The 20,149-nt window shown below is 44.2% G+C and carries 17 protein-coding genes; 10 read left to right on the top strand and 7 right to left on the bottom strand.

Annotated features, from left to right (window positions below):
• Positions 1-9 precede the first annotated feature (9 nt).
• Genes FXF62_RS06095 through sufB form a run of 3 tightly spaced genes read left to right on the top strand, consistent with a single transcriptional unit; the run spans position 10 to position 3,096 of the window.
• Positions 10-1,242: a cysteine desulfurase gene (locus FXF62_RS06095; RefSeq protein WP_149518063.1), complete on the top strand. Its 1,233-nt coding sequence runs from the start codon at positions 10-12 to the stop codon at positions 1,240-1,242.
• On the top strand, positions 1,229-1,666 hold the full coding sequence (gene sufU / locus FXF62_RS06090) for a Fe-S cluster assembly sulfur transfer protein SufU (protein ID WP_002902442.1): 438 nt from the start codon (positions 1,229-1,231) through the stop codon (positions 1,664-1,666). The genes FXF62_RS06095 and sufU overlap by 14 nt, the downstream gene beginning before the upstream one ends.
• Before the next feature lie 17 nt (positions 1,667-1,683).
• Positions 1,684-3,096, top strand: a complete 1,413-nt coding sequence (gene sufB, locus FXF62_RS06085) for a Fe-S cluster assembly protein SufB (protein ID WP_149518062.1) — start codon at positions 1,684-1,686, stop codon at positions 3,094-3,096.
• Positions 3,097-3,284: 188 nt separating this feature from the next.
• On the opposite strand, the gene pbp3 is transcribed toward sufB, so the two are convergent.
• The gene (gene pbp3 / locus FXF62_RS06080; protein WP_149518061.1) at positions 3,285-4,562 is read right to left on the bottom strand and encodes a D-alanyl-D-alanine carboxypeptidase PBP3; all 1,278 of its coding nucleotides are present in this window, start codon (positions 4,560-4,562) and stop codon (positions 3,285-3,287) included.
• Between the two features lie 279 nt (positions 4,563-4,841).
• On the opposite strand from pbp3, the gene FXF62_RS06075 reads away from it, so the two are divergent.
• Positions 4,842-6,800, top strand: a complete 1,959-nt coding sequence (locus tag FXF62_RS06075) for a peptide ABC transporter substrate-binding protein (RefSeq protein ID WP_187984249.1) — start codon at positions 4,842-4,844, stop codon at positions 6,798-6,800.
• 285 nt (positions 6,801-7,085) lie between these two features.
• Here FXF62_RS06075 and serS read toward each other — a convergent pair whose 3' ends face one another.
• The 5 genes from serS to FXF62_RS06050 form a co-directional block, all read right to left on the bottom strand.
• Positions 7,086-8,363, bottom strand: a complete 1,278-nt coding sequence (gene serS / locus FXF62_RS06070) for a serine--tRNA ligase (RefSeq protein ID WP_149518059.1) — start codon at positions 8,361-8,363, stop codon at positions 7,086-7,088.
• 212 nt (positions 8,364-8,575) lie between these two features.
• The gene (locus FXF62_RS06065; RefSeq protein ID WP_015605694.1) at positions 8,576-8,947 is read right to left on the bottom strand and encodes a DUF956 family protein; all 372 of its coding nucleotides are present in this window, start codon (positions 8,945-8,947) and stop codon (positions 8,576-8,578) included.
• Positions 8,948-9,018: 71 nt separating this feature from the next.
• Positions 9,019-9,930: a PTS system mannose/fructose/sorbose family transporter subunit IID gene (locus FXF62_RS06060; protein ID WP_149518058.1), complete on the bottom strand. Its 912-nt coding sequence runs from the start codon at positions 9,928-9,930 to the stop codon at positions 9,019-9,021.
• An 18-nt stretch (positions 9,931-9,948) separates the two neighbouring features.
• Entirely contained in the window at positions 9,949-10,752 is an 804-nt protein-coding gene (locus FXF62_RS06055; protein WP_005591779.1) for a PTS mannose/fructose/sorbose transporter subunit IIC, read from the bottom strand.
• A gap of 44 nt (positions 10,753-10,796) precedes the next feature.
• Positions 10,797-11,786, bottom strand: a complete 990-nt coding sequence (locus FXF62_RS06050) for a PTS sugar transporter subunit IIB (protein ID WP_005591780.1) — start codon at positions 11,784-11,786, stop codon at positions 10,797-10,799.
• 788 nt (positions 11,787-12,574) lie between these two features.
• Between FXF62_RS06050 and glyQ the strand changes: the two genes are divergently transcribed.
• The 3 genes from glyQ to FXF62_RS06035 are packed head-to-tail and all read left to right on the top strand — an operon-like array spanning position 12,575 to position 15,814.
• Positions 12,575-13,492 carry a glycine--tRNA ligase subunit alpha gene (gene glyQ / locus FXF62_RS06045; RefSeq protein ID WP_002893545.1) on the top strand — a complete coding sequence of 306 codons (918 nt, stop codon included), beginning with the start codon at positions 12,575-12,577 and terminating at the stop codon, positions 13,490-13,492.
• Between the two features lie 2 nt (positions 13,493-13,494).
• Positions 13,495-15,534: a glycine--tRNA ligase subunit beta gene (gene glyS, locus FXF62_RS06040; protein WP_149518057.1), complete on the top strand. Its 2,040-nt coding sequence runs from the start codon at positions 13,495-13,497 to the stop codon at positions 15,532-15,534.
• A 22-nt stretch (positions 15,535-15,556) separates the two neighbouring features.
• The gene (locus FXF62_RS06035) at positions 15,557-15,814 is read left to right on the top strand and encodes a DUF896 family protein (protein WP_149518056.1); all 258 of its coding nucleotides are present in this window, start codon (positions 15,557-15,559) and stop codon (positions 15,812-15,814) included.
• Between the two features lie 168 nt (positions 15,815-15,982).
• On the opposite strand, the gene FXF62_RS06030 is transcribed toward FXF62_RS06035, so the two are convergent.
• Positions 15,983-16,945, bottom strand: a complete 963-nt coding sequence (locus FXF62_RS06030) for an asparaginase (RefSeq protein WP_149518055.1) — start codon at positions 16,943-16,945, stop codon at positions 15,983-15,985.
• 66 nt (positions 16,946-17,011) lie between these two features.
• On the opposite strand from FXF62_RS06030, the gene FXF62_RS06025 reads away from it, so the two are divergent.
• The 3 genes from FXF62_RS06025 to efp all read left to right on the top strand — a co-directional run bounded on the left by FXF62_RS06025 (position 17,012) and on the right by efp (position 20,144).
• Positions 17,012-18,418 (top strand): Cof-type HAD-IIB family hydrolase, encoded by a 1,407-nt coding sequence (locus tag FXF62_RS06025; RefSeq protein WP_149518088.1) that lies wholly within the window; start codon positions 17,012-17,014, stop codon positions 18,416-18,418.
• A 42-nt stretch (positions 18,419-18,460) separates the two neighbouring features.
• Positions 18,461-19,522 (top strand): M24 family metallopeptidase, encoded by a 1,062-nt coding sequence (locus FXF62_RS06020; protein WP_149518054.1) that lies wholly within the window; start codon positions 18,461-18,463, stop codon positions 19,520-19,522.
• A 61-nt stretch (positions 19,523-19,583) separates the two neighbouring features.
• The gene (efp, locus tag FXF62_RS06015) at positions 19,584-20,144 is read left to right on the top strand and encodes an elongation factor P (protein ID WP_149518052.1); all 561 of its coding nucleotides are present in this window, start codon (positions 19,584-19,586) and stop codon (positions 20,142-20,144) included.
• Positions 20,145-20,149: the final 5 nt, after the last annotated feature.

The raw sequence follows: 20,149 nt of genomic DNA, 5'->3' as shown, positions 1-20,149 counted from the left end.
GGAGTCTTCATGTCTGGATTTAATGCAGAAGTAATCAAGCAAGATTTTCCCATTTTGGACCAAATTGTCAATGATGAGCCTTTGGTTTATTTGGACAATGCGGCGACAACCCAGAAACCCAAGCAGGTGCTGGCAGCTATTGAAAACTACTATCTTAGAGACAATGCCAATGTCCACCGCGGTGTGCATACGTTAGCTGAGCGGGCAACTGCAGCCTATGAAGCAGCCAGAGAAAGAGTTCGCTCTTTTATCAAAGCAGCTTCTAGCAGAGAAGTCCTCTTTACACGAGGAACTACGACGGGGCTTAACTGGGTGGCTCAGTTTGCGTCTGAAAGGCTGCAGCCTGGTGACGAAGTGATGATTTCCATTATGGAGCACCATTCCAATGTTATTCCTTGGCAAGAAGCTTGTAGGAAGACTGGAGCCAAGTTGGTTTATGTCTATCTCAAGGACGGTGCTCTGGATATGGAAGATTTCCGTGCCAAGCTCAATGAGCGAACCAAGTTTGTTTCTCTGGCTCATGCTTCCAATGTTCTCGGGATTATCAATCCCATCAAGGAGATTGCCCAACTGGTTCATCAGCAAGGGGCACTTTTGGTGGTGGATGGGGCTCAGTCTATTCCCCATATGAAGATTGATGTGCAGGATTTGGATGTGGACTTCTTCGCCTTTTCGGGGCATAAGATGGCAGGCCCGACTGGTATAGGGGTTCTCTATGGCAAGGAAGAACTGCTAGAGCAGATGTCGCCAGTTGAGTTTGGCGGCGAAATGATTGATTTTGTCTATGAGCAGGAAGCGACCTGGAAGGAGCTCCCGTGGAAGTTTGAGGCCGGAACGCCAAATATGGCAGGAGCAATCGGTCTTGCGGCGGCCATTGATTATTTGGAAGAATTGGGCATGGATGCCATTGCTCAGCATGAGCAGGACTTGATTGCCTACGTATTTCCTAAGCTACAAGCAGTGGAAGGTTTGACGATTTATGGCTCTCAGGATTTGGCCCAGCGTTCGGGCGTGATTGCCTTTAACCTAGATGGTCTCCATCCGCATGATGTCGCGACGGCTCTGGACTACGAAGGAGTGGCTGTTCGGGCGGGTCACCATTGTGCCCAACCCCTGCTCACCTATCTGCAGGTGCCAGCGACTGTGCGAGCCAGCTTTTATGTTTACAATACCTATGCGGATTGCGACAAGCTGGTAGATGCTTTAGAAGAGACAAAGGAGTTTTTCAATGGCACTTTCTAAGTTAGACAGTCTTTACAAGGCGGTTGTGACCGATCACTCGGCTCACCCCCATCATCATGGGAAACTGGAAGATGTGGAGCAGGTGGTTCTCAATAACCCGACTTGTGGCGATGTTATCAGCCTGTCTGTGAAGTTTAATGCTGAAAATCAGATTGAGGATATTGCCTTTGTAAATTCTGGCTGTACCATTTCAACGGCTTCGGCCAGCATGATGACGGATGCGGTTCTGGGCAAGACAAAAGAGCAGGCGCTGGAATTAGCAGAGGTCTTCTCGCAGATGGTTCAGGGCCAAGAAGATAGTCGCCAGAAAGAATTGGGAGATGGAGCCTTTTTAGCAGGCGTTGCCAAATTCCCGCAGCGAATTAAGTGTGCGACCTTGGGCTGGAATGCCCTCAAGCGAGCGATTGAAGAAGATAAAAAGTAAGAACGTGAAAGGAAATTATGTCAGAAGAAAGAGTAGAACCAAAACCGATTGATCTCGGTGAGTACAAGTTTGGTTTCCATGATGATGTTGAACCTGTTCTCTCGACAGGGAAGGGATTGAATGAAGCGGTCATTCGTGAGCTTTCTGCAGCCAAGGATGAACCAGAATGGATGCTAGATTTTCGTTTGAAGTCTTATGAGACATTCAAGAAGATGCCTATGCAGACTTGGGGACCGGACTTGTCCGAGATTGATTTTGACGACTTGATTTATTACCAAAAGGCCTCTGATAAGCCGGCTAGAAGCTGGGATGATGTACCTGAGAAGATCAAGGAAACTTTTGAGCGGATTGGGATTCCAGAAGCGGAGAGAGCCTACCTGGCTGGTGCGGCTGCCCAGTATGAGTCAGAAGTGGTTTACCACAATATGAAGGAAGAGTTCCAAAAACTAGGAATTGTCTTTACGGATACCGATTCAGCTCTCAAGGAATACCCAGAGCTTTTCAAGCAGTATTTTGCTAAGCTGGTCCCTCCGACAGATAACAAGTTAGCAGCACTCAATTCCGCCGTCTGGTCTGGTGGGACCTTTATCTACGTGCCAAAAGGTGTTAAGGTAGACATTCCGCTTCAAACCTACTTTCGTATCAACAATGAAAATTCCGGTCAGTTTGAGCGGACCTTGATTATCGTTGACGAGGGAGCAAGTGTCCACTACGTAGAAGGATGTACAGCACCAACTTATTCAAGTAACAGCTTGCATGCAGCGATTGTTGAAATCTTTGCCCTGGACGGCGCCTATATGCGCTATACGACCATTCAAAACTGGTCTGATAATGTTTATAACTTGGTAACCAAACGTGCACGGGCCATGAAAGATGCGACAGTTGAGTGGATTGATGGAAATTTGGGTGCCAAAACAACCATGAAGTACCCATCTGTTTACCTTGATGGAGAAGGGGCGCGTGGAACCATGCTTTCTATCGCCTTTGCCAATGCTGGCCAACACCAGGATACAGGGGCTAAGATGATTCACAATGCGCCACACACTAGCTCATCTATTGTTTCCAAGTCCATTGCTAAGGGCGGAGGTAAGGTAGACTACCGTGGCCAAGTGACCTTTGCTCGCAATTCTAAGAAATCTGTCAGCCATATCGAATGTGATACCATTATCATGGACGATTTGTCTGCTTCAGACACCATTCCATTTAATGAAATACACAACTCGCAAGTGGCTTTGGAGCATGAAGCTAAAGTTTCTAAGATTTCTGAAGAGCAGCTCTACTACCTCATGAGCCGTGGCTTGTCCGAATCCGAAGCTACTGAAATGATTGTCATGGGCTTTGTCGAGCCTTTTACCAAAGAACTGCCTATGGAATACGCTGTTGAGCTCAACCGTCTCATCAGCTATGAAATGGAAGGGTCTGTTGGATAAAAAGAGGCGTTGACCTCTTTTTAATTGTGAATAAATGTTTGCTTAAGCAAAGTGTTTAAAAGATTTAGAGGACCTGTTAAACAGTAGCGGAATACTCGATTGCTAGTTAACCCTCAAAGAACTTTTTTTGATTATGTTAAACGTTTATAAAAGAGATACCGCGAATCAATTGATTCGCGGTATCTCTTTTATAACTTCTCATTGACAAAGCGGATGAAGTCGTTCCACCAGACTTTGAAAATGATAGCTTTTTCAATGTTTTTTTCTGTTACCATAGAAACAGAAGTTTTCTTGTTTTCGATGTAGCCCTGGCCGATTGGCTCAGAATCTGTATAAGTAAGGGTACCCACTACACTACCCTTTTTCAAAGGTGCCTGCAGTTCCTGTGGACTTGGAGTAAAGGTGACTTTATGTTCAGCCTGATTGGCTATCCGTTCTAGGATTACTAGGTCCTCACTAGCAACTGCAGCGACCTTATCCTCTTGGCTGTCTCTAATGGCTACTTGTGAGTTATTATATCGTTCGCCTTTTTTGACCAAGACCGTCGGAGAAAAATTTTGCGTAACGTAGGTCATTAGGCTAGATGTAACGCCAAAACGGGTATTAGGGTCGTTATCTTCCTGTGCGACCCCTAAAACGACTGTGATCAATCGCATCCCTTTTTCACTTGTCACACCGACAAATGAAACACCATTCTGCTCAGATCCTCCTGTCTTCAAACCCTTCACTCCTGTCCGAAAACTAGGAGAACCTTCCAACATTAAGTTGGGATTTTCTAGTTGGATTCCTGCAAAATTCACATGAGATTTGGAAGTGATGCCAAGGACCTCTGGGTAGTCATCGATCAGATGTGAGGCAATCACAGCTATATCATAAGCACTGAACTTATTGACAGTTTCTTGTTTTTTCTTGCTTTTAGAATTCTCGGTAGTCTCTTCCTCAGCACTGCTAGTTTCGAGCGAACCATCTAGTAAACGAATATCCGTACCAGTAGCATTTACAATGGTTGCATCAGAAATATTCCATTCCTTGAGTTTGGCTTTCATCATTTTGACAAAATTTTCTTCACTTCCAGCAACTTTTTCTGCCAGAGCGATAGTGGCGCTGTTGGCACTGGCCAAAAGAGAGGCATTCAGTAAGTCCTTTACCTTGTAGCGTCGCGCTTCCAGAGGAAGATTTGCGATAGATGGATTTACTGTCAGATGATAAGCATAATCAGAAATATCAACTTCAGTTTCTAGACTTAATTTGCCATCAGCAATGGCCTCGTAAACCAGATAAGCAGTCAAGATGTTAGTAATAGCACCGACTTCTAGTGGGCTTGTAGCCTCCTTTTCATAGAGGATTTTTCCTGAGTTTGCATCGACAGCAATGGCGCTTTTAGCGGCAATTTCATAGTCATCTGCCAGAACAGGCTTGGCAATCAGGCCAAAGAATAGCAGTAGGAATACAAAAAGTTTTTTCATTTCTTTCCCCTAGGTTAGTAGTAAGTATATTGTAACATAAAAAAGCCGATATTTTTGATAATCCTATTCAAGAATCCTTGTAAAATATTGAACAAATTTTTATTTATAAGATTTTCTGCATGTTTATGAAAATATATGAAAATGCATAGAAATTTTACTATATTTTGTTTCAATAAAAATAAGAAAAATGCATAGAAATTTAAATTTTTCTAAAATAAGACTTGTATTTGTCTAGAAATGATGTATAATAATACATAATCTAAAGAAGGAGATTTGCTCATGAAAAAATCTAAATGGTTGGCTATTACTGGTTTGGTTGCAGCATCAGCGCTATTCTTAGCTGCTTGTGGCAAGTCAAGCACCAGCTCGGCAAAGACATATTCTTATGTCTATAATACAGATCCAGATACATTGGATTATGTAAACTCCAATCGCGCCTCCACTTCTGACGTTATTGCCAATTTGGTCGACGGTCTTTTAGAAAATGATCAATATGGGAATCTTATCCCTTCATTGGCTGAAGACTGGACTGTGTCTAAAGATGGCCTAACTTATACTTATAAGTTGCGTAAGGATGCTAAATGGTACACAGCAGAAGGTGAAGAATATGCTGCTGTCAAGGCACAAGACTTTGTAACAGGGCTTAAGCACGCTGCAGATGAAAAATCGGAAGCATTACCAATCGTGCAAAACTCTATCAAAGGCTTGGATGCTTATATCAAAGGGGAAAGCAATGATTTCTCTACTGTAGGTGTCAAGGCAATCGATGACTATACAGTCCAATACACCCTGAATCAGCCAGAAAGCTACTGGAATTCTAAGACAACGATGGGCATTCTCTTCCCGATTAACGAAGAATTCCTGAAGAAAGAAGGCAAAGACTTTGGTACCGTGAAACCTTCCGGTATCCTCTACAATGGTCCATATGTATTAAAGTCATTTACTTCTAAGTCTGTTATCGAATATTCTAAAAACCCAAACTATTGGGACAAGGACAATGTGAAGATCGAAGATGTCAAGTTGACTTACTACGATGGTTCTGATCAAGAGTCATTGATCCGTAACTTTACTGATGGTGCTTACACACAAGCTCGTCTCTATCCGACTAGCTCAAACTATGCATCAGTAGAAAAGAAATATAAAGACAACATCATCTTTACTCCACAAAACTCAACTAGCTATTTCTATGCCTTTAACTTGAATCGTCAGGCTTATAGCCACACTTCTAAGACAGATGCCCAAAAAGCTGCCAGCAAAGAAGCAATTCAAAATAAAGACTTCCGCCAAGCAATCAACTTTGCTTTTGACCGTAAATCCTTTGGTGCCCAGATGAATGGTAATGAAGGAGCAACGAAGATCATCAGAAGCTTGCTTGTACCTCCTAGTTTTGTGCAAGTAGATGGCAAGGACTTCTCGGATATCGTTGAATCTCAGTTAGCTTCTTATGGGGATGAATGGCAAGGTGTCAAATTAGCTGATGCCCAAGATAGCATTTACAACCCAGAAAAGGCCAAGGCAGAATTTGCTAAGGCAAAAGAAGCTTTGCAAGCACAGGGAGTTGAATTTCCAATTCATCTAGATGTACCAGTTGACCAGACAGATAAAATCATGGTGCAGCGGACGAATTCCTTCAAACAATCTGTTGAGGCAGCTCTAGGCCAAGAAAACGTTGTGATTGACGTGCATCAAATGTCATCAGACGATTTTGATAACTCTACTTACTTTGCAGAAACAGCTGCCCAAAAGGACTATGACCTCAATATGTCTGGTTGGTCAGCAGACTACCAAGACCCAGTGACTTATCTGAATATCTTTAACCCAGAGACAGGGGATATCTTGGACAATATTGGTCTGACAAAAGGACAAAACCAAGACCTTGCTTCCAAGGTTGGTTTAACGGACTACAAAGCGCTTTTGGATCAGGCAGATGCAGAAAAGCAAGATACCAATGCTCGCTATACGAAATATGCAGCAGCGCAGGCTTGGTTAACAGATAGTTCCATTGTGATCCCATCTATTTCTGCAGGTGCTTCACCAATGGTTCAAAAGGTTGTACCATTTACCAAAGCCTACTCTTATGTAGGTATCAAGGGTGATGTCTATGTATTTAAGGGAATGGAGCTTCAAGATAAAGTTCTGACAGTAGCTGATTATCAAAAGGCTTTGAAAAAATGGGAAAAAGAGAAAGAAGAATCAAATAAAAAAGCTCAAGAAGAGTTAGCAAGTCACGTTAAGTAAAAGAAAAGAGGCTGGGACAAAAGTCCTAGCCTCTCAATTGTCTTTGGATTGTCGAACAAGACGCAGTGGTTGAGTGGGCTCTACTACGCTGATTTCATCAGCTTTTACAGCCCTACTCAACTGTGCGGAGGTGGGACGACGAAATCGAATTCTAACGAATTACCGATTTCTGTCCCAGTCTCTTTTAAAGTAGAAAATCCTATATTTCGTTCATTTTTTTGAACTGTTGGATTTCTCCTCAACTAGAATAAGAAAAGGTCCGATTTGTTTCGGACCTTTCATTGCTTATTTTGGTGCGATGACTTCCAAACCGCCCATGTAGGGACGCAGGACTTCAGGAATGGTCACAGAACCATCTTCATTTTGGTAATTTTCTAAGATAGCAGCGACTGTGCGTCCGACAGCCAGTCCAGAACCGTTGAGAGTATGAAGGAGTTTGACCTTGCCATCTTCTTCGTCACGGTAACGGATTTGAGCTCGACGAGCTTGGAAATCTTCTGTATTAGAGCAGCTAGAGATTTCACGGTAGGTATTTTGCGCTGGAATCCAGACTTCCAAGTCATAGGTTTTAGCAGCTGAGAAGCCCATGTCGCCAGTAGAAAGGGCAACAACACGGTAAGGCAGATTGAGCTTTTGTAGGATGTTTTCTGCATTGGCAGTCATCTTTTCCAGCTCTTCATAAGATTCTTCTGGCTTGGAAAATTTCACCATTTCAACCTTGTGGAATTGGTGCAGGCGGATCAGACCACGTGTGTCACGACCAGCAGAACCAGCTTCAGAGCGGAAAGATGGGCTCATAGCTGTGAAGTAGATTGGCAATTCCTTGCCATCTATAATTTCATCTCGATAGTAGTTGGTCAGTGGAACTTCAGCAGTTGGAATGAGCACGAAGTTAGTGTCGCTCAGCTCAAACGTATCTTCTTTGAACTTAGGATATTGCCCAGTACCAAACATAGAGTCATGGTTGACCATATAGGGAGTGATGACCTCCGTATAGCCTTCTTTGCCATGCTCATCCAGCATGAAGTTGTAGATAGCACGCTCCAGTCTAGCTCCTAGGCCCTTGTAGAAGAGGAAGCGAGCACCCGTAACTTTTGCACCACGCTCCCAGTCTAGGATATCCAAATCTTCGCCCAAATCCCAGTGAGCCTTAGCTTCAAAGTCAAATTGGCGAGGTGTACCCCAGCGGCGGACTTCTACATTATCATCCTCGTCTGCTCCGACTGGCACGCTATCGTGTGGAATGTTCGGCAGGGTTGTAGTAAATTCAGTCAGTTTAGCATCCAATTCAGCCAAAGTAGCATCCAAGTCCTTGACTTGGGCAGATAGTTTTTGCATGGCTGCAATCTTGTCATCTGCATTTTCTTTGTTGCGCTTTGCTTGGGCAATCTCAGCAGAAACAGTGTTGCGCTCTGCTTTGAGATTTTCTACTTTCACCAACAAATCACGTCGTTGCTCATCAATTTCCTTCATTTGATTGAGCACATCAGCTGCTACGCCACGGGTAGCTAATTTCTCTGCGACAGCATCAAAGTCTGTCCGAATACGTTTTAAATCTAACATAAGACCTCCAAAAATAAAAGCACACCGAGGAAACTGTTGGAGCGGCTAGGCCGCGGTTCCATCCAACTTCACAGGTGTGCACTTGATTATGTATGTAGTTGTATTGCAACGGTAGAATTTCACACTAGGCTCCTATCTGCTCGCAGCACCCGCAGACTTTCTGAAAGAAGCGATAGTCTTACTTATCCGTTTCCTAGATTATACAGGATTTTCTATTTTTTTGCAAATAGATTTTTAAAGAATTGGCCAATTGTTTGGATCAAGGTAGGCAATTTGACGACTTTCTCATTCCCGATATGTTGCCGTGCAATTTTGAGAATCTTTCCAGTGTCCTTAGATGCAAATAGAAACTTGCCCTTGTCTGTAAAAACTTCGAAATGGCGACTGATATTTTTCCCAGAGACATTGGCACCGATTTGCTGGATGCTAGACCAAGGTAGCTGGATATAGTCTTCTACATTGGCGTCAGCGTAGAATTCCAGTGCGACATCACCGACCAAAAACTTTCCAACCTTGCCACCTAAACCCAGATAGGAAACTCCTGTCGTTTGAAATTCAATCGATTTATTTTGCGATTGTGCCATAGAACATCTCCCTTTTAAATGATATAGCTATTATACCATAATAAAAAGAAGGCCGAAACCTTCTTTTTTGATTACATCAAACCAATAACGCGGGCAACGATACCAACAACGAAAAGTCCGATGATGATTGTGATTGGTGAAACTTTCTTCTTAAGCAACCACATGCAGAGGAAGGTAAGGAGAAGTCCCATCAAACCTGGAATCAGAGAGTTTATTTGTCCTTGAAGGGTGTTTGTCTTTTCAGGAGTCAAGCTCAAGCCGCCTGCAACATCACCCAAGATTTTTTGAAGTTCTTCACCAGTTACGGCACCTTTAGGGAAGTTGATGTAAGCTCCTTCAGAGAGTTTTGTAGATGGCAATTGAAGCGCAAAGCTAACGTTTACCCAGCGTGCAACCAATACAGCCAAGATAAACATACCAAGGATTGAAGCACCTTTTGTGATGTCTTGGAGGATACCACCAGACATGTCTTTTGTGATTTCAGAACCAGCCTTGTAACCCAATTCTTGAGTGTACCACAAGAAGGCCATACGGATCGCATTCCAAAGAACGAAGAAGAGAAGTGGACCGATGATATTTCCTGACATAGCAAGAGAAGCACCGAGCGCTCCAAGGATAGGGCGAACTGTAAACCAGAAGACTGGGTCACCGATACCAGCCAAAGGTCCCATCATACCGATTTTAACCCCTTGGATAGCTGCATCGTCAATTTCTGCACCGTTTGCTTTTTCTTCTTCAAGGGCAAGTGTTACACCAATGATTGGAGCAGCAACATATGGGTGAGTATTGAAGAATTCCAAGTGACGCTCAAGAGCAGCAGCTTGATCTTCTTTTTTAGTGTAAAGTTTCTTGAGAGCTGGAATTAAAGAATAAGCCCAACCCAAGTTTTGCATACGTTCATAGTTCCAAGAACCTTGCAAGAAAGTAGAACGCCACCAAACTTTTTGACGGTCTGATTTAGATAATTGAATTTTTTCAGTCATGATATAGCAGCTCCTTTCTTAGTAGTCTTCTAGGATATCGCCGATTGGGTCGTTAGATGTAGCAGAACCGCCACCACCGTTTCCGCCTTTCTTAGAAAGGTTGAGGTAGATAAGAGCGATTGCTACACCGATAGCACCGAGGGCAATCAAAGTCAATTGGCTAACAGCAGCAAGAGCAAAACCGATAGCAAAGAATGGCCATACTTCGCGAGTTGCCATCATGTTGATAACCATAGCGTAACCAACGGCAACAACCATTCCCCCACCGACAGCCATACCGCCTGCCAACCAATCAGGCATCATAGCAAGCAATTTTTGCACTGCTTCTGCAGGGATAGCAAGAAGAAGGGCTGCAGGAATAGCGATACGAAGTCCTTGAAGAAGGAGAGCTACAAAGTGCGCGCGTTCAACGCTAGCAAAATCACCTTTTTTAGCAGCAGAGTCTGCAGCGTGAACCAAGGCAACAGAGATAGTACGCACGATCATAGTAAGGAAGAGACCAGCTACGGCAAGAGGAATCGCGATTGTAGTTGCAACTGTGATACCTTTGTCAGTGAAGTCTCCACCTTGAACCATGATGATAGCAGCAGCAACTGAAGCCAAAGCAGCGTCAGGAGCAACGGCAGCACCGATGTTAGCCCAACCAAGAGCGATCATTTGAAGAGATCCGCCAAGGATAACACCAGCAGTTAAGTTACCAGTTACAAGACCGATCAAGGTACATGCAACCAATGGTTGGTGGAATTGGAATTGGTCCAAGATACCTTCAAGACCAGCTAGGAAGGCAACAAAGACTACTAAAACCATAGAAATAATAGACATGTTTTAAATCCTTTCATAATAATATGAGAGCGAAACGTTTAAGATTATTGAACGTTGGCTTTGTTAATTAAGTCAAACAAATCTTTCTTAGAGTCATTTGGTACTTTACGTACGTCGAATTCAACTCCGAGATCACGCAATTTTTCGTAAGTTGCCACATCGTCCTTGTCCATTGACAGAACGTTGTTGACCATTGTCTTACCAGTTGAGTGAGCCATTGAGCCGACGTTGAGAGTCTTGATTGGCACACCGCCTTCGATAGCGCGTAGGGCATCTTGTGGAGTTTCAAATAAGATAAGAGCGTGCGTATTACCGAAACGTGGATCTTTTGAAACAGCAATCAACTTATCAATTGGAACAACGTTTGCTTTAACATTACCAGGTGCAGCTTGTTTGATGAGCTCTTTACGAAGTTCATCTTTAGCTACAGAGTCAGAAGCAACGATGATACGGTCTGCTTTTGAATCTGGAGTCCAAGCTGTTGCAACTTGTCCGTGCAACAAACGTGTATCGATACGAGCAAGGTTGATTTTGAGCTTGCCGTCTCCGATAACGGTTCCTTCTGGGATAGCTGCTTGAGCAACTGGTGCAGCAGCAGGAGCAGCGCTTTCTAGGACTGGATTTAGCTCTTCTGGAAGTGCTTTTACGCCTTCCTTAGCTTCCTTGATAATGTTTGCAACGACAGCATCTACGCCAGCGTTTGCATCCATCATGCGCTCTGTGTAGGCTTGAATTAGCATAGGCAAGTTCAAACCTGTAATAATAGCGAACTTGCGGTCTGGATTTTCACCCATGACACGGCTAGCTTGGTTAAATGGAGACCCACTCCAAAGGTCAGCCAAGACCAATACCTCATCGTTCGCATCAAACGAAGCCACAGCGTCATTGAATTTTGCATACAGATCATCAGGACCTTCGTTTGGCATGAAAGTTACAACTTGAACTTTTTCTTGCTCACCAAAAATCATAGAACCTGACTGATGAATGCCGGCAGCAAATTCACCGTGGCTGGCAATAATGATTCCAATACTCATTATTGTTTTTCCTCCTTATAAAATGTTTGACTTAAGTTTAAGAAAACTTTAAGGCTAACTATTATTATAAAACGTTTTCATGAAAAATGCAAGTACCTGAGTCAAAGCGACAATTATTTTCAAATTTTATTTCTAGTGAAAAACGCCGTTATATCAGTCTTTTTTTATCTTTTCTTCTCACTAAATAATTAGATGAAGATTAGATCATTAATGTAACTAGGTTAATATATGAAAGTTATTGAAAATTTCTATGAAAACAGATAGTTATTCAATTTTATAACCTATGTTATAGAAAAAACTTACTTTGAATTCCTATTTAAAAATTATTAAGTATTTTACAAATCATCTATTTTCTGCTATAATCGTTTTTAGAAAGAATTTTCATTGTCTACTTTTTAGCGAGTCTGGGTTGGTGGGAGCCAGATAGGGAAGCAGTGCAGATGGCGCTTTCAGTTAACATTTTTAAAGATAATGAAGTAATAAATTAGGGTGGAACCGCGTTTTGACGCCCCTAGGTTGAAGAGCCTAGGACTGTCGGATGTGGTTCTTTTGCTTGTTCAAACAGAACAGAGGATGGGCCTAGCGCTAGAAATAAAAAAAGGAGTAACTAATGTCTAAGAAACTTACCTTTCACCTCGCCAAAGTCAATTACGAACCTAAAGGTTCGATTGACTAACGACAACCGCTATGGGCGGTTTATCTAGGCGATGTACTAGCTTTTCAAAAGGGAAATAATCGCTCCCTTTTGAACGCTTCGCAAGAACCTCAAGAAACTAAAGGAGTTAAAAATGTCTAAGAAGTTAACATTTCAAGAAATTATCTTGACTTTACAGCAGTTCTGGAATGACCAAGGCTGTATGCTCATGCAGGCTTATGATAATGAGAAGGGGGCGGGAACAATGAGTCCCTATACCTTCCTGCGGGCTATTGGGCCTGAGCCTTGGAATGCGGCCTATGTAGAGCCGTCTCGTCGGCCAGCAGATGGACGCTATGGGGAAAACCCTAACCGTCTTTACCAGCACCACCAATTTCAGGTGGTCATGAAGCCATCTCCAAGCAATATCCAAGAACTTTACTTGCAGTCTTTGGAGCTCTTGGGCATCAATCCACTGGAGCACGACATCCGCTTTGTTGAGGATAACTGGGAAAATCCATCAACTGGATCGGCTGGTTTGGGCTGGGAAGTCTGGCTGGATGGGATGGAAATCACTCAGTTCACTTACTTCCAGCAGGTCGGAGGTCTGCCAACTCAGCCGGTGACTGCTGAGGTAACTTATGGTCTGGAGCGTCTGGCTTCTTATATCCAAGAAGTGGACTCTGTCTACGACATTGAGTGGGCTGATGGTGTTAAGTATGGCGAAATTTTCACGCATCCTGAGTATGAGCATTCCAAGTATAGCTTTGAGGTCAGCGATCAAGACTTGCTCTTGGGGAATTTTGAGAAGTTTGAAGCAGAAGCCAAGCGCTGTCTGGACGAGCATCTGGTGCACCCGGCCTATGACTACGTTCTCAAATGCTCGCATACCTTTAACCTCTTGGATGCGCGTGGAGCCGTATCTGTGACAGAGCGGGCTGGCTATATCGCCCGTATTCGTAATCTGGCGCGTGTCGTGGCTAAGACCTTTGTGGCTGAGCGCAAGCGTCTGGGCTATCCGCTTTTGGATGCAGAGACTCGTGAGAAACTCTTGGCAGAGGAGGGAGAATAATCATGGTAAAAAATTTATTAGTTGAATTAGGCTTGGAGGAAATGCCAGCCTATGTCGTGACACCGAGCATGAAGCAGCTGCGCGATAAGATGGTAGCCTTCCTGACAGACCATCGTCTGACCTTTGAGAAGATTGAAATGTTCTCTACTCCGCGTCGTCTGGCGGTGCGCGTAGTTGGCTTGGCGGACAAGCAGTCTGATTTGACCGAAGATTTCAAAGGCCCTTCTAAGAAAATCGCACTGGACGCAGATGGTAACTTTACCAAGGCTGCCGAAGGTTTTGTCCGTGGTAAGGGCTTGACGGTTGAGGACATTACTTTCCGTGAAATCAAGGGAGAAGAATATGTCTATGTGACCAAGGAAGAGGTCGGCCGCCCGGTAGAGGAAATCATCCCCGCAGTGACGGAAGTTCTGCAAGCTCTGACCTTCCCTGTCAGCATGCACTGGGCCAACAACACCTTTGAATATATCCGTCCAGTCCATACTTTGACTGTACTTCTAGATGAACAAGCCTTTGACTTGGATTTCTTGGATATCAAGAGCAGTCGTACTAGCCGTGGACACCGTTTCTTGGGTCAAGAAACGCAGATTGCCTCAGCAGATTCTTATGAAGATGACCTACGGGCTCAGTTTGTCATTACCAATCCTATTGAACGGGAAAATATGATTGTCGAGCAGATTCGAGCGTTAGAGCAGAAGCACGGGGTTTCTATCGAGATTGACGAAGACCTGCTCAATGAAGTGTTGAATCTAGTGGAATATCCAACCGCTTTCTTGGGTAATTTTGATGCCAAATACTTAGAGGTGCCAGAAGAAGTCTTGGTAACTTCCATGAAAGAGCACCAGCGTTATTTTGTTGTGCGCGATGCTGAAGGCAAACTTTTGCCGCACTTCATCTCTGTCCGCAACGGAAATGCTGAGCATTTGGAAAATGTCATCAAAGGAAATGAGAAGGTCTTGGTGGCTCGTCTGGAAGATGGGGAATTCTTCTGGCGGGAAGACCAAAAGCTGGCTATTGCTGACTTGGTTGAAAAGCTGAACAATGTGACCTTCCACGAAAAGATTGGCTCTCTAGCAGAGCACATGGAGCGGACGGGTAAGATTGCGGCTCTCTTGGCGCAAGAAGCAGGCTTGGATGCGGATGAGACGGCCGACTTGGCTCGTGCAGCAGCTATTTATAAGTTTGACCTGCTGACTGGCATGGTTGGTGAGTTTGATGAGCTGCAAGGTATCATGGGTGAGAAGTATGCTCTTCTGGCTGGTGAGAATGCTGCGGTGGCGGCTGCCATTCGGGAGCACTATATGCCGACTTCAGCCGATGGCGAATTGCCTGACACCAAGGTCGGAGCCGTCTTGGCGCTGGCTGATAAGCTGGATACCATTTTGTCCTTCTTCTCAGTTGGCTTGATTCCAAGTGGTTCCAATGACCCTTATGCTCTGCGCCGTGCGACTCAAGGTGTTGTGCGTATCTTGGACAAGTTTGGCTGGAACATTGACTTGGCTCAGCTTCTTGGTCGACTTTACGACCTCAAGTTTGATAGCTTAAACTATGACAATCAAGAGGCCGTGCTGGACTTCTTCCGTGCCCGTGTTGAGAAAATGATGGACCGCAGCATTCCGAAAGACATCGTGACGGCTGTTCTTCAAAGCACTAACTTTGTCGTACGTGATTTGGTAGAAACAGCTGCGCTTCTAGCGGAAAAAACTAAGGAAGACAACTTCAAGTCAGCAGTGGAAAGCCTGTCGCGGGTTTTCAATCTTGCTGAGAAAGCCCAAGGCCAGACAGATGTCAATCCAGCACTCTTTGAAAATCAAGAGGAAAAAGACTTGGCTGCAGGCATTGAAGCAGTAGAGCTGACATCTGACTTAGCTGCCAATTTGGACCAACTCTTTGCTCTCAGTCCAGTTATCGATGCTTTCTTTGACCATACTATGGTTATGGCAGAAGATGAAGCTGTGCGTAACAACCGCCTAGCTCTCCTGGCTTCTTTGACGGCTAAGGCTGGACAAATGGCGCAATTTAATCAGATCAATACCAAATAAAAGGTAAGAGAGAGGTAGAATCATGGATCCTAAAAAAATTGAACGCATCAACGAACTGGCTAAAAAGAAAAAAACAGTCGGTCTGACTGGTGAAGAAAAGGTAGAACAAGCCAAGCTTCGTGAAGAGTATATCGAAGGCTACCGTCGTTCTGTTCGCCATCACATCGAAGGTATCAAGATTGTCGATGAAGATGGCAATGATGTGACACCTGAGAAGTTGCGTCAAGTTCAGCGCGAGAAAGGTCTTCATGGCCGCAGTCTGGATGACCCAAATTCATAAAAACAAGAAAAAGAGACTCCGATTTATGATTTCGGAGTCTTTTTCAGTTGATAATTTTGCTTAAGGCTAGAAAAGTTTATGAACTTGGAACTTTATATCGAAGGATACAGCATTTTAAAGGAAAATCAAGAAATAATGCCTTAGCAAGCGAATAAATAAACTTGGTTTTTATCCTTCTATATAATCTCTTAATACTTGACCGCTTAGGCCGACATTGAGGGCAATCAGCAGCTTGATGCGGGCTTTCGGTGCATTGAGCTCTTTGACAAACATGATTCCGGCTTGGTGCAGTTTGACACCACCGCCTTCATAGGCGTAGACAGGCTCAGCAATGCCGTTGAAACAGCGTGAAACGAGAGCGATGGGGAGGCCAGATTTTGCCATCTCTGTTAATGTTTCCGCAGTTTCTTTTGGCAGATTGCCTGCGCCAAAGGCTTCGATGATGAGGCCGTCTAGCTTTTGCCAATCCAGCATATCAAGCAGTTCTGTTTTCATACCGGCATAGGCTGGAATGATGGGTACCAGGCCTGAAATGCTAGTCAGGTCAAAGCGGACGCGAGGTTCTGCTGTTTTGAAATAGAGAATTTCGTATTTCATGACCAGGCCTAGAGGACCGTGCGTCGGAGTTTGAAAGGTGCTGACATTGGTGGTGTGGGTTTTAGTGACATATTTGGCAGCATGCACTTCATCATTCATAACGACGAGAACGCCCTTGCCTCGACTCTTCTCGTCGCTGGCTACCCGTAAAGCAGTCAGGTAGTTATAAACTCCGTCACTGCCGAGTTCATTTGAACTTCTCATAGCTCCGGTCAAAACGACAGGGATGTCAGGCAGGTCCATGGTATCAAGGAAGTAGGCAGTCTCCTCCAGAGTATCGGTTCCGTGGGTAATGACCACACCGTCGTATTGGTCAGCATCAGCCTTGATCTTTTGGTAGAGGTCGAGCATGTGCTGGGGAGTGATGTGAGGACTGGGAACGTTGAAGAAATCAACCACTGTCACTTCAATACCCTCTAAGGGAACAGCCACATGGTTCATGGGATTGTCTTGGCTGCTATTGACGGCGCCACTTCCATCAGCCTGCATGGAAATGGTTCCACCAGTATGTAAAACTAAAATCTGCTTATTCATAGATGTGCTTCTCCGCGAATTGTGTTATAATTTATTGTATCATAAAAGGAAAGAATGAGAAAATCAATGGAAATAAAAGCCGTCTTTTTTGATATAGATGGAACCTTGATTAATGACAGTCGAACCGTCTTGAAATCGACAGAAGCTGCCATTAATAGTTTGCAAGAACAAGGGATTTTGGTCGGTTTAGCGACAGGCCGCGGCCCCTTCTTTGTCAAGCCTTTTATGGACAAGCTGGATTTAGACTTTGCTGTCACCTACAATGGTCAGTATATTTTTTCAAAGGACAGGGTTGTTTCTGCCACACCGATTGATAAGCAGAGCCTGCGTGATTTGATTGCCTATGCCAAGGAACACCGAAAAGAAATTTCCTTGGGGACAGAACAGGCCATGCAAGGTTCAAAAATCATGACCTTTGGTATGAGTTCTTTTTCACAGTGGGCTACCCAGTTTATTCCTAGGAAGATGACTCGGACGGTAAGCCATGGTTTTAACAAGATTGTAAGTAAGGCCCTTCCTCAGCATGAAGAAGATCTGCTGAAATTGATTCAAGAGCCTATCTATCAAGTTCTGATTTTGGCGGATCCAGCTGAGAGTGCAAAGATTGAAGCGGATTTCCCGCATTTAAAATTTACTCGTTCGAGTCCTTATGCAGCGGACATCATCAATCAAGGGATGTCCAAGCTGGAGGGGATTCGTCTAGTCGGTCAAGAATACGGCTTTGATATCCATCAGGTCATGGCCTTCGGAGATTCAGACAATGACTTGGAAATGCTGTCGGGAGTTGGCTTGTCTATTGCCATGGGAAATGGCACCAGCTCTGTCAAGGAAGTAGCCAAGCATACGACGAGCAGCAACAGTCAGGATGGGATTCATCGTGCGCTGGAACATTTCGGTATTTTGGCCAGTGAGAAAGTCTTTGTGTCTCGCGATCACCACTTCAATAAGGTCAAGACTTTCCATGGTGTCATGGATGAGTCTACGCAGGAAGAACCCATCGCTTGGACACCAGAAGAAGCACGGCACCGCGCTGACTTTAAGCTGGAAGAGGTAGTTGAATTTCTCAGAGCTGCCAGCTCTTCAGAGGAAGAATTTGATCAGTCGATGGCTAGAATGCACGAGGCTTTAGATAAGGCTGCTGCCAAGGTTCGTAGCAAGAGCAAGGCAGAAATTTCCTTAGTTGGGCAAGTCGATGCCCTGATCGACATGCTCTACTTTACTTATGGTAGCTTTGTCTTGATGGGAGTCGATCCCGAGCGGATTTTCGATATTGTCCATCAGGCTAATATGGGGAAAATTTTTCCAGATGGAAAAGCGCATTTTGATCCAGTGACCCATAAAATCCTCAAACCAGATGACTGGGAAGAGAAATATGCGCCAGAACCAGCGATCGAACGGGAGTTGGAGCGACAGATTCAGGCTTATCAGCGCAATGTGGAAAAGGCGCAAAAAGAAACAAAAGACGAAGAGTAACGACTCTTCATCAGCAGAATTTTTATTTTACGGAGGTACCTCATGTTATCAAGAGTTGAAAAATTTGAAGCTGCATTAGCTCAGACGGAATGTGATGCTGTTCTAGTGACAAATCTGAAGAATATTTACTATCTGACCGGCTTTAGCGGAACAGAAGCGACGGTTTTCATCAGTAAAAAGCGCCGAATTTTCCTGACGGATGCGCGCTATACCCTGATTGCTAAAGGAGTGGTTCAGGGCTTTGACATTGTGGAAACGCGCGATGCGATTGGGGAAATTGCCAAAATCGTTGCGGACGACAAGCTGGAAAAAATTGGCTTTGATGACGAGATTTCCTATGCTTACTTTAAAATGCTGGAAAGTGTTTTTGCTACTCATGAACTGGTGCCGATGACAGGTTTTATTGAAAAGCTGCGCATGATTAAGGATGAACAAGAAATCGCGACCATTCGCAAGGCCTGCCAGATTTCGGATCAAGCCTTCTTGGATGTGCTGGACTTTATCAAGCCTGGTGAGACGACGGAGTTGGCTGTCATGAACTTTTTGGACGCTTGCATGCGCCAGCTAGGTGCTTCAGGTGCCTCCTTTGACTTTATCATCGCTTCGGGCTACCGCTCTGCTATGCCACATGGCGTGGCTAGTGACAAGGTCATTCGAAATGGTGAAACCTTGACCATGGACTTTGGCTGCTACTACAATCACTATGTCAGCGATATGACGCGGACTGTTCATGTGGGGCAGGTGACAGATGAAGAGCGGGAAATTTATGATATTGTCCTGCGCAGCAATCAAGCCTTGATAGAAGCGGCTAAAGCTGGACTCAGCTGTATTGATTTTGACCGGATTCCTCGTCAAATTATCAACGATGCAGGCTACGGACCTTACTTCAGCCACGGGATTGGTCACGGAATTGGTCTGGATATCCATGAGATTCCTTACTTTGGCAAATCAGAAGAGCCAATCAAGGCTGGCATGGTCTTGACTGATGAGCCGGGCATCTATCTGGATGGCAAATACGGCGTTCGGATCGAAGATGATCTTCTGATTACAGAGACTGGTTGTGAGGTCTTGACCCTCGCTCCAAAAGAATTGATTGTGATTTGAGAATTATCAAGCTTTATGGTAGAATAAAGAGTAAATTATTTATTAAAGAGGTAAAAAACAAATGATTGAAGCAAGCAAGCTGAGAGCTGGAATGACTTTTGAAACTGCAGATGGTAAATTGATCCGCGTGTTGGAAGCAAGCCACCACAAACCAGGTAAGGGAAATACCATCATGCGTATGAAATTGCGTGATGTTCGTACTGGTTCTACATTTGAGACTAGCTACCGTCCAGAAGAAAAATTTGAACAAGCTATCATCGAAACAGTACCAGCACAATACTTGTACCAAATGGATGGCACTGCTTATTTCATGAATACTGAGACTTATGACCAATACGAAATCCCAGTAGTCAACGTAGAAGAAGAATTGAAATACATCCTTGAAAACTCAGACGTGAAAATCCAATTCTACGGATCAGAAGTGATCGGTGTGACAGTACCTACAACTGTTGAATTGGTGGTAACAGAAACACAACCATCTATCAAGGGTGCTACTGTAACAGGTTCTGGTAAGCCAGCAACTCTTGAAACAGGTCTTGTTGTCAACGTGCCAGACTTCATCGAAGTTGGACAAAAACTGGTCATCAATACAGCAGAAGGAACTTACGTTTCTCGTGCGTAGTTTCA

Source organism: Streptococcus cristatus, from assembly GCF_008369405.1.
GTDB lineage: Bacteria > Bacillota > Bacilli > Lactobacillales > Streptococcaceae > Streptococcus > Streptococcus cristatus_G.
This window is presented reverse-complemented; position numbering and strand designations above follow the sequence as displayed.

Bases quoted from the DNA above. Each gene is read 5' to 3' on its own strand.
- FXF62_RS06060 (WP_149518058.1), bottom strand. From the start codon at position 9,930: ATGACTGAAAAAATTCAATTATCTAAATCAGACCGTCAAAAAGTTTGG.
- FXF62_RS06050 (WP_005591780.1), bottom strand. From the start codon at position 11,786: ATGAGTATTGGAATCATTATTGCCAGCCACGGTGAATTTGCTGCCGGC.
- sufU (WP_002902442.1), top strand. From the start codon at position 1,229: ATGGCACTTTCTAAGTTAGACAGTCTTTACAAGGCGGTTGTGACCGAT.
- FXF62_RS06035 (WP_149518056.1), top strand. From the start codon at position 15,557: ATGGATCCTAAAAAAATTGAACGCATCAACGAACTGGCTAAAAAGAAA.
- FXF62_RS06095 (WP_149518063.1), top strand. From the start codon at position 10: ATGTCTGGATTTAATGCAGAAGTAATCAAGCAAGATTTTCCCATTTTG.
- FXF62_RS06020 (WP_149518054.1), top strand. From the start codon at position 18,461: ATGTTATCAAGAGTTGAAAAATTTGAAGCTGCATTAGCTCAGACGGAA.
- serS (WP_149518059.1), bottom strand. From the start codon at position 8,363: ATGTTAGATTTAAAACGTATTCGGACAGACTTTGATGCTGTCGCAGAG.
- FXF62_RS06025 (WP_149518088.1), top strand. From the start codon at position 17,012: ATGGAAATAAAAGCCGTCTTTTTTGATATAGATGGAACCTTGATTAAT.
- sufB (WP_149518062.1), top strand. From the start codon at position 1,684: ATGTCAGAAGAAAGAGTAGAACCAAAACCGATTGATCTCGGTGAGTAC.
- FXF62_RS06065 (WP_015605694.1), bottom strand. From the start codon at position 8,947: ATGGCACAATCGCAAAATAAATCGATTGAATTTCAAACGACAGGAGTT.
- efp (WP_149518052.1), top strand. From the start codon at position 19,584: ATGATTGAAGCAAGCAAGCTGAGAGCTGGAATGACTTTTGAAACTGCA.
- FXF62_RS06075 (WP_187984249.1), top strand. From the start codon at position 4,842: ATGAAAAAATCTAAATGGTTGGCTATTACTGGTTTGGTTGCAGCATCA.
- glyQ (WP_002893545.1), top strand. From the start codon at position 12,575: ATGTCTAAGAAGTTAACATTTCAAGAAATTATCTTGACTTTACAGCAG.
- FXF62_RS06055 (WP_005591779.1), bottom strand. From the start codon at position 10,752: ATGTCTATTATTTCTATGGTTTTAGTAGTCTTTGTTGCCTTCCTAGCT.
- FXF62_RS06030 (WP_149518055.1), bottom strand. From the start codon at position 16,945: ATGAATAAGCAGATTTTAGTTTTACATACTGGTGGAACCATTTCCATG.
- glyS (WP_149518057.1), top strand. From the start codon at position 13,495: ATGGTAAAAAATTTATTAGTTGAATTAGGCTTGGAGGAAATGCCAGCC.
- pbp3 (WP_149518061.1), bottom strand. From the start codon at position 4,562: ATGAAAAAACTTTTTGTATTCCTACTGCTATTCTTTGGCCTGATTGCC.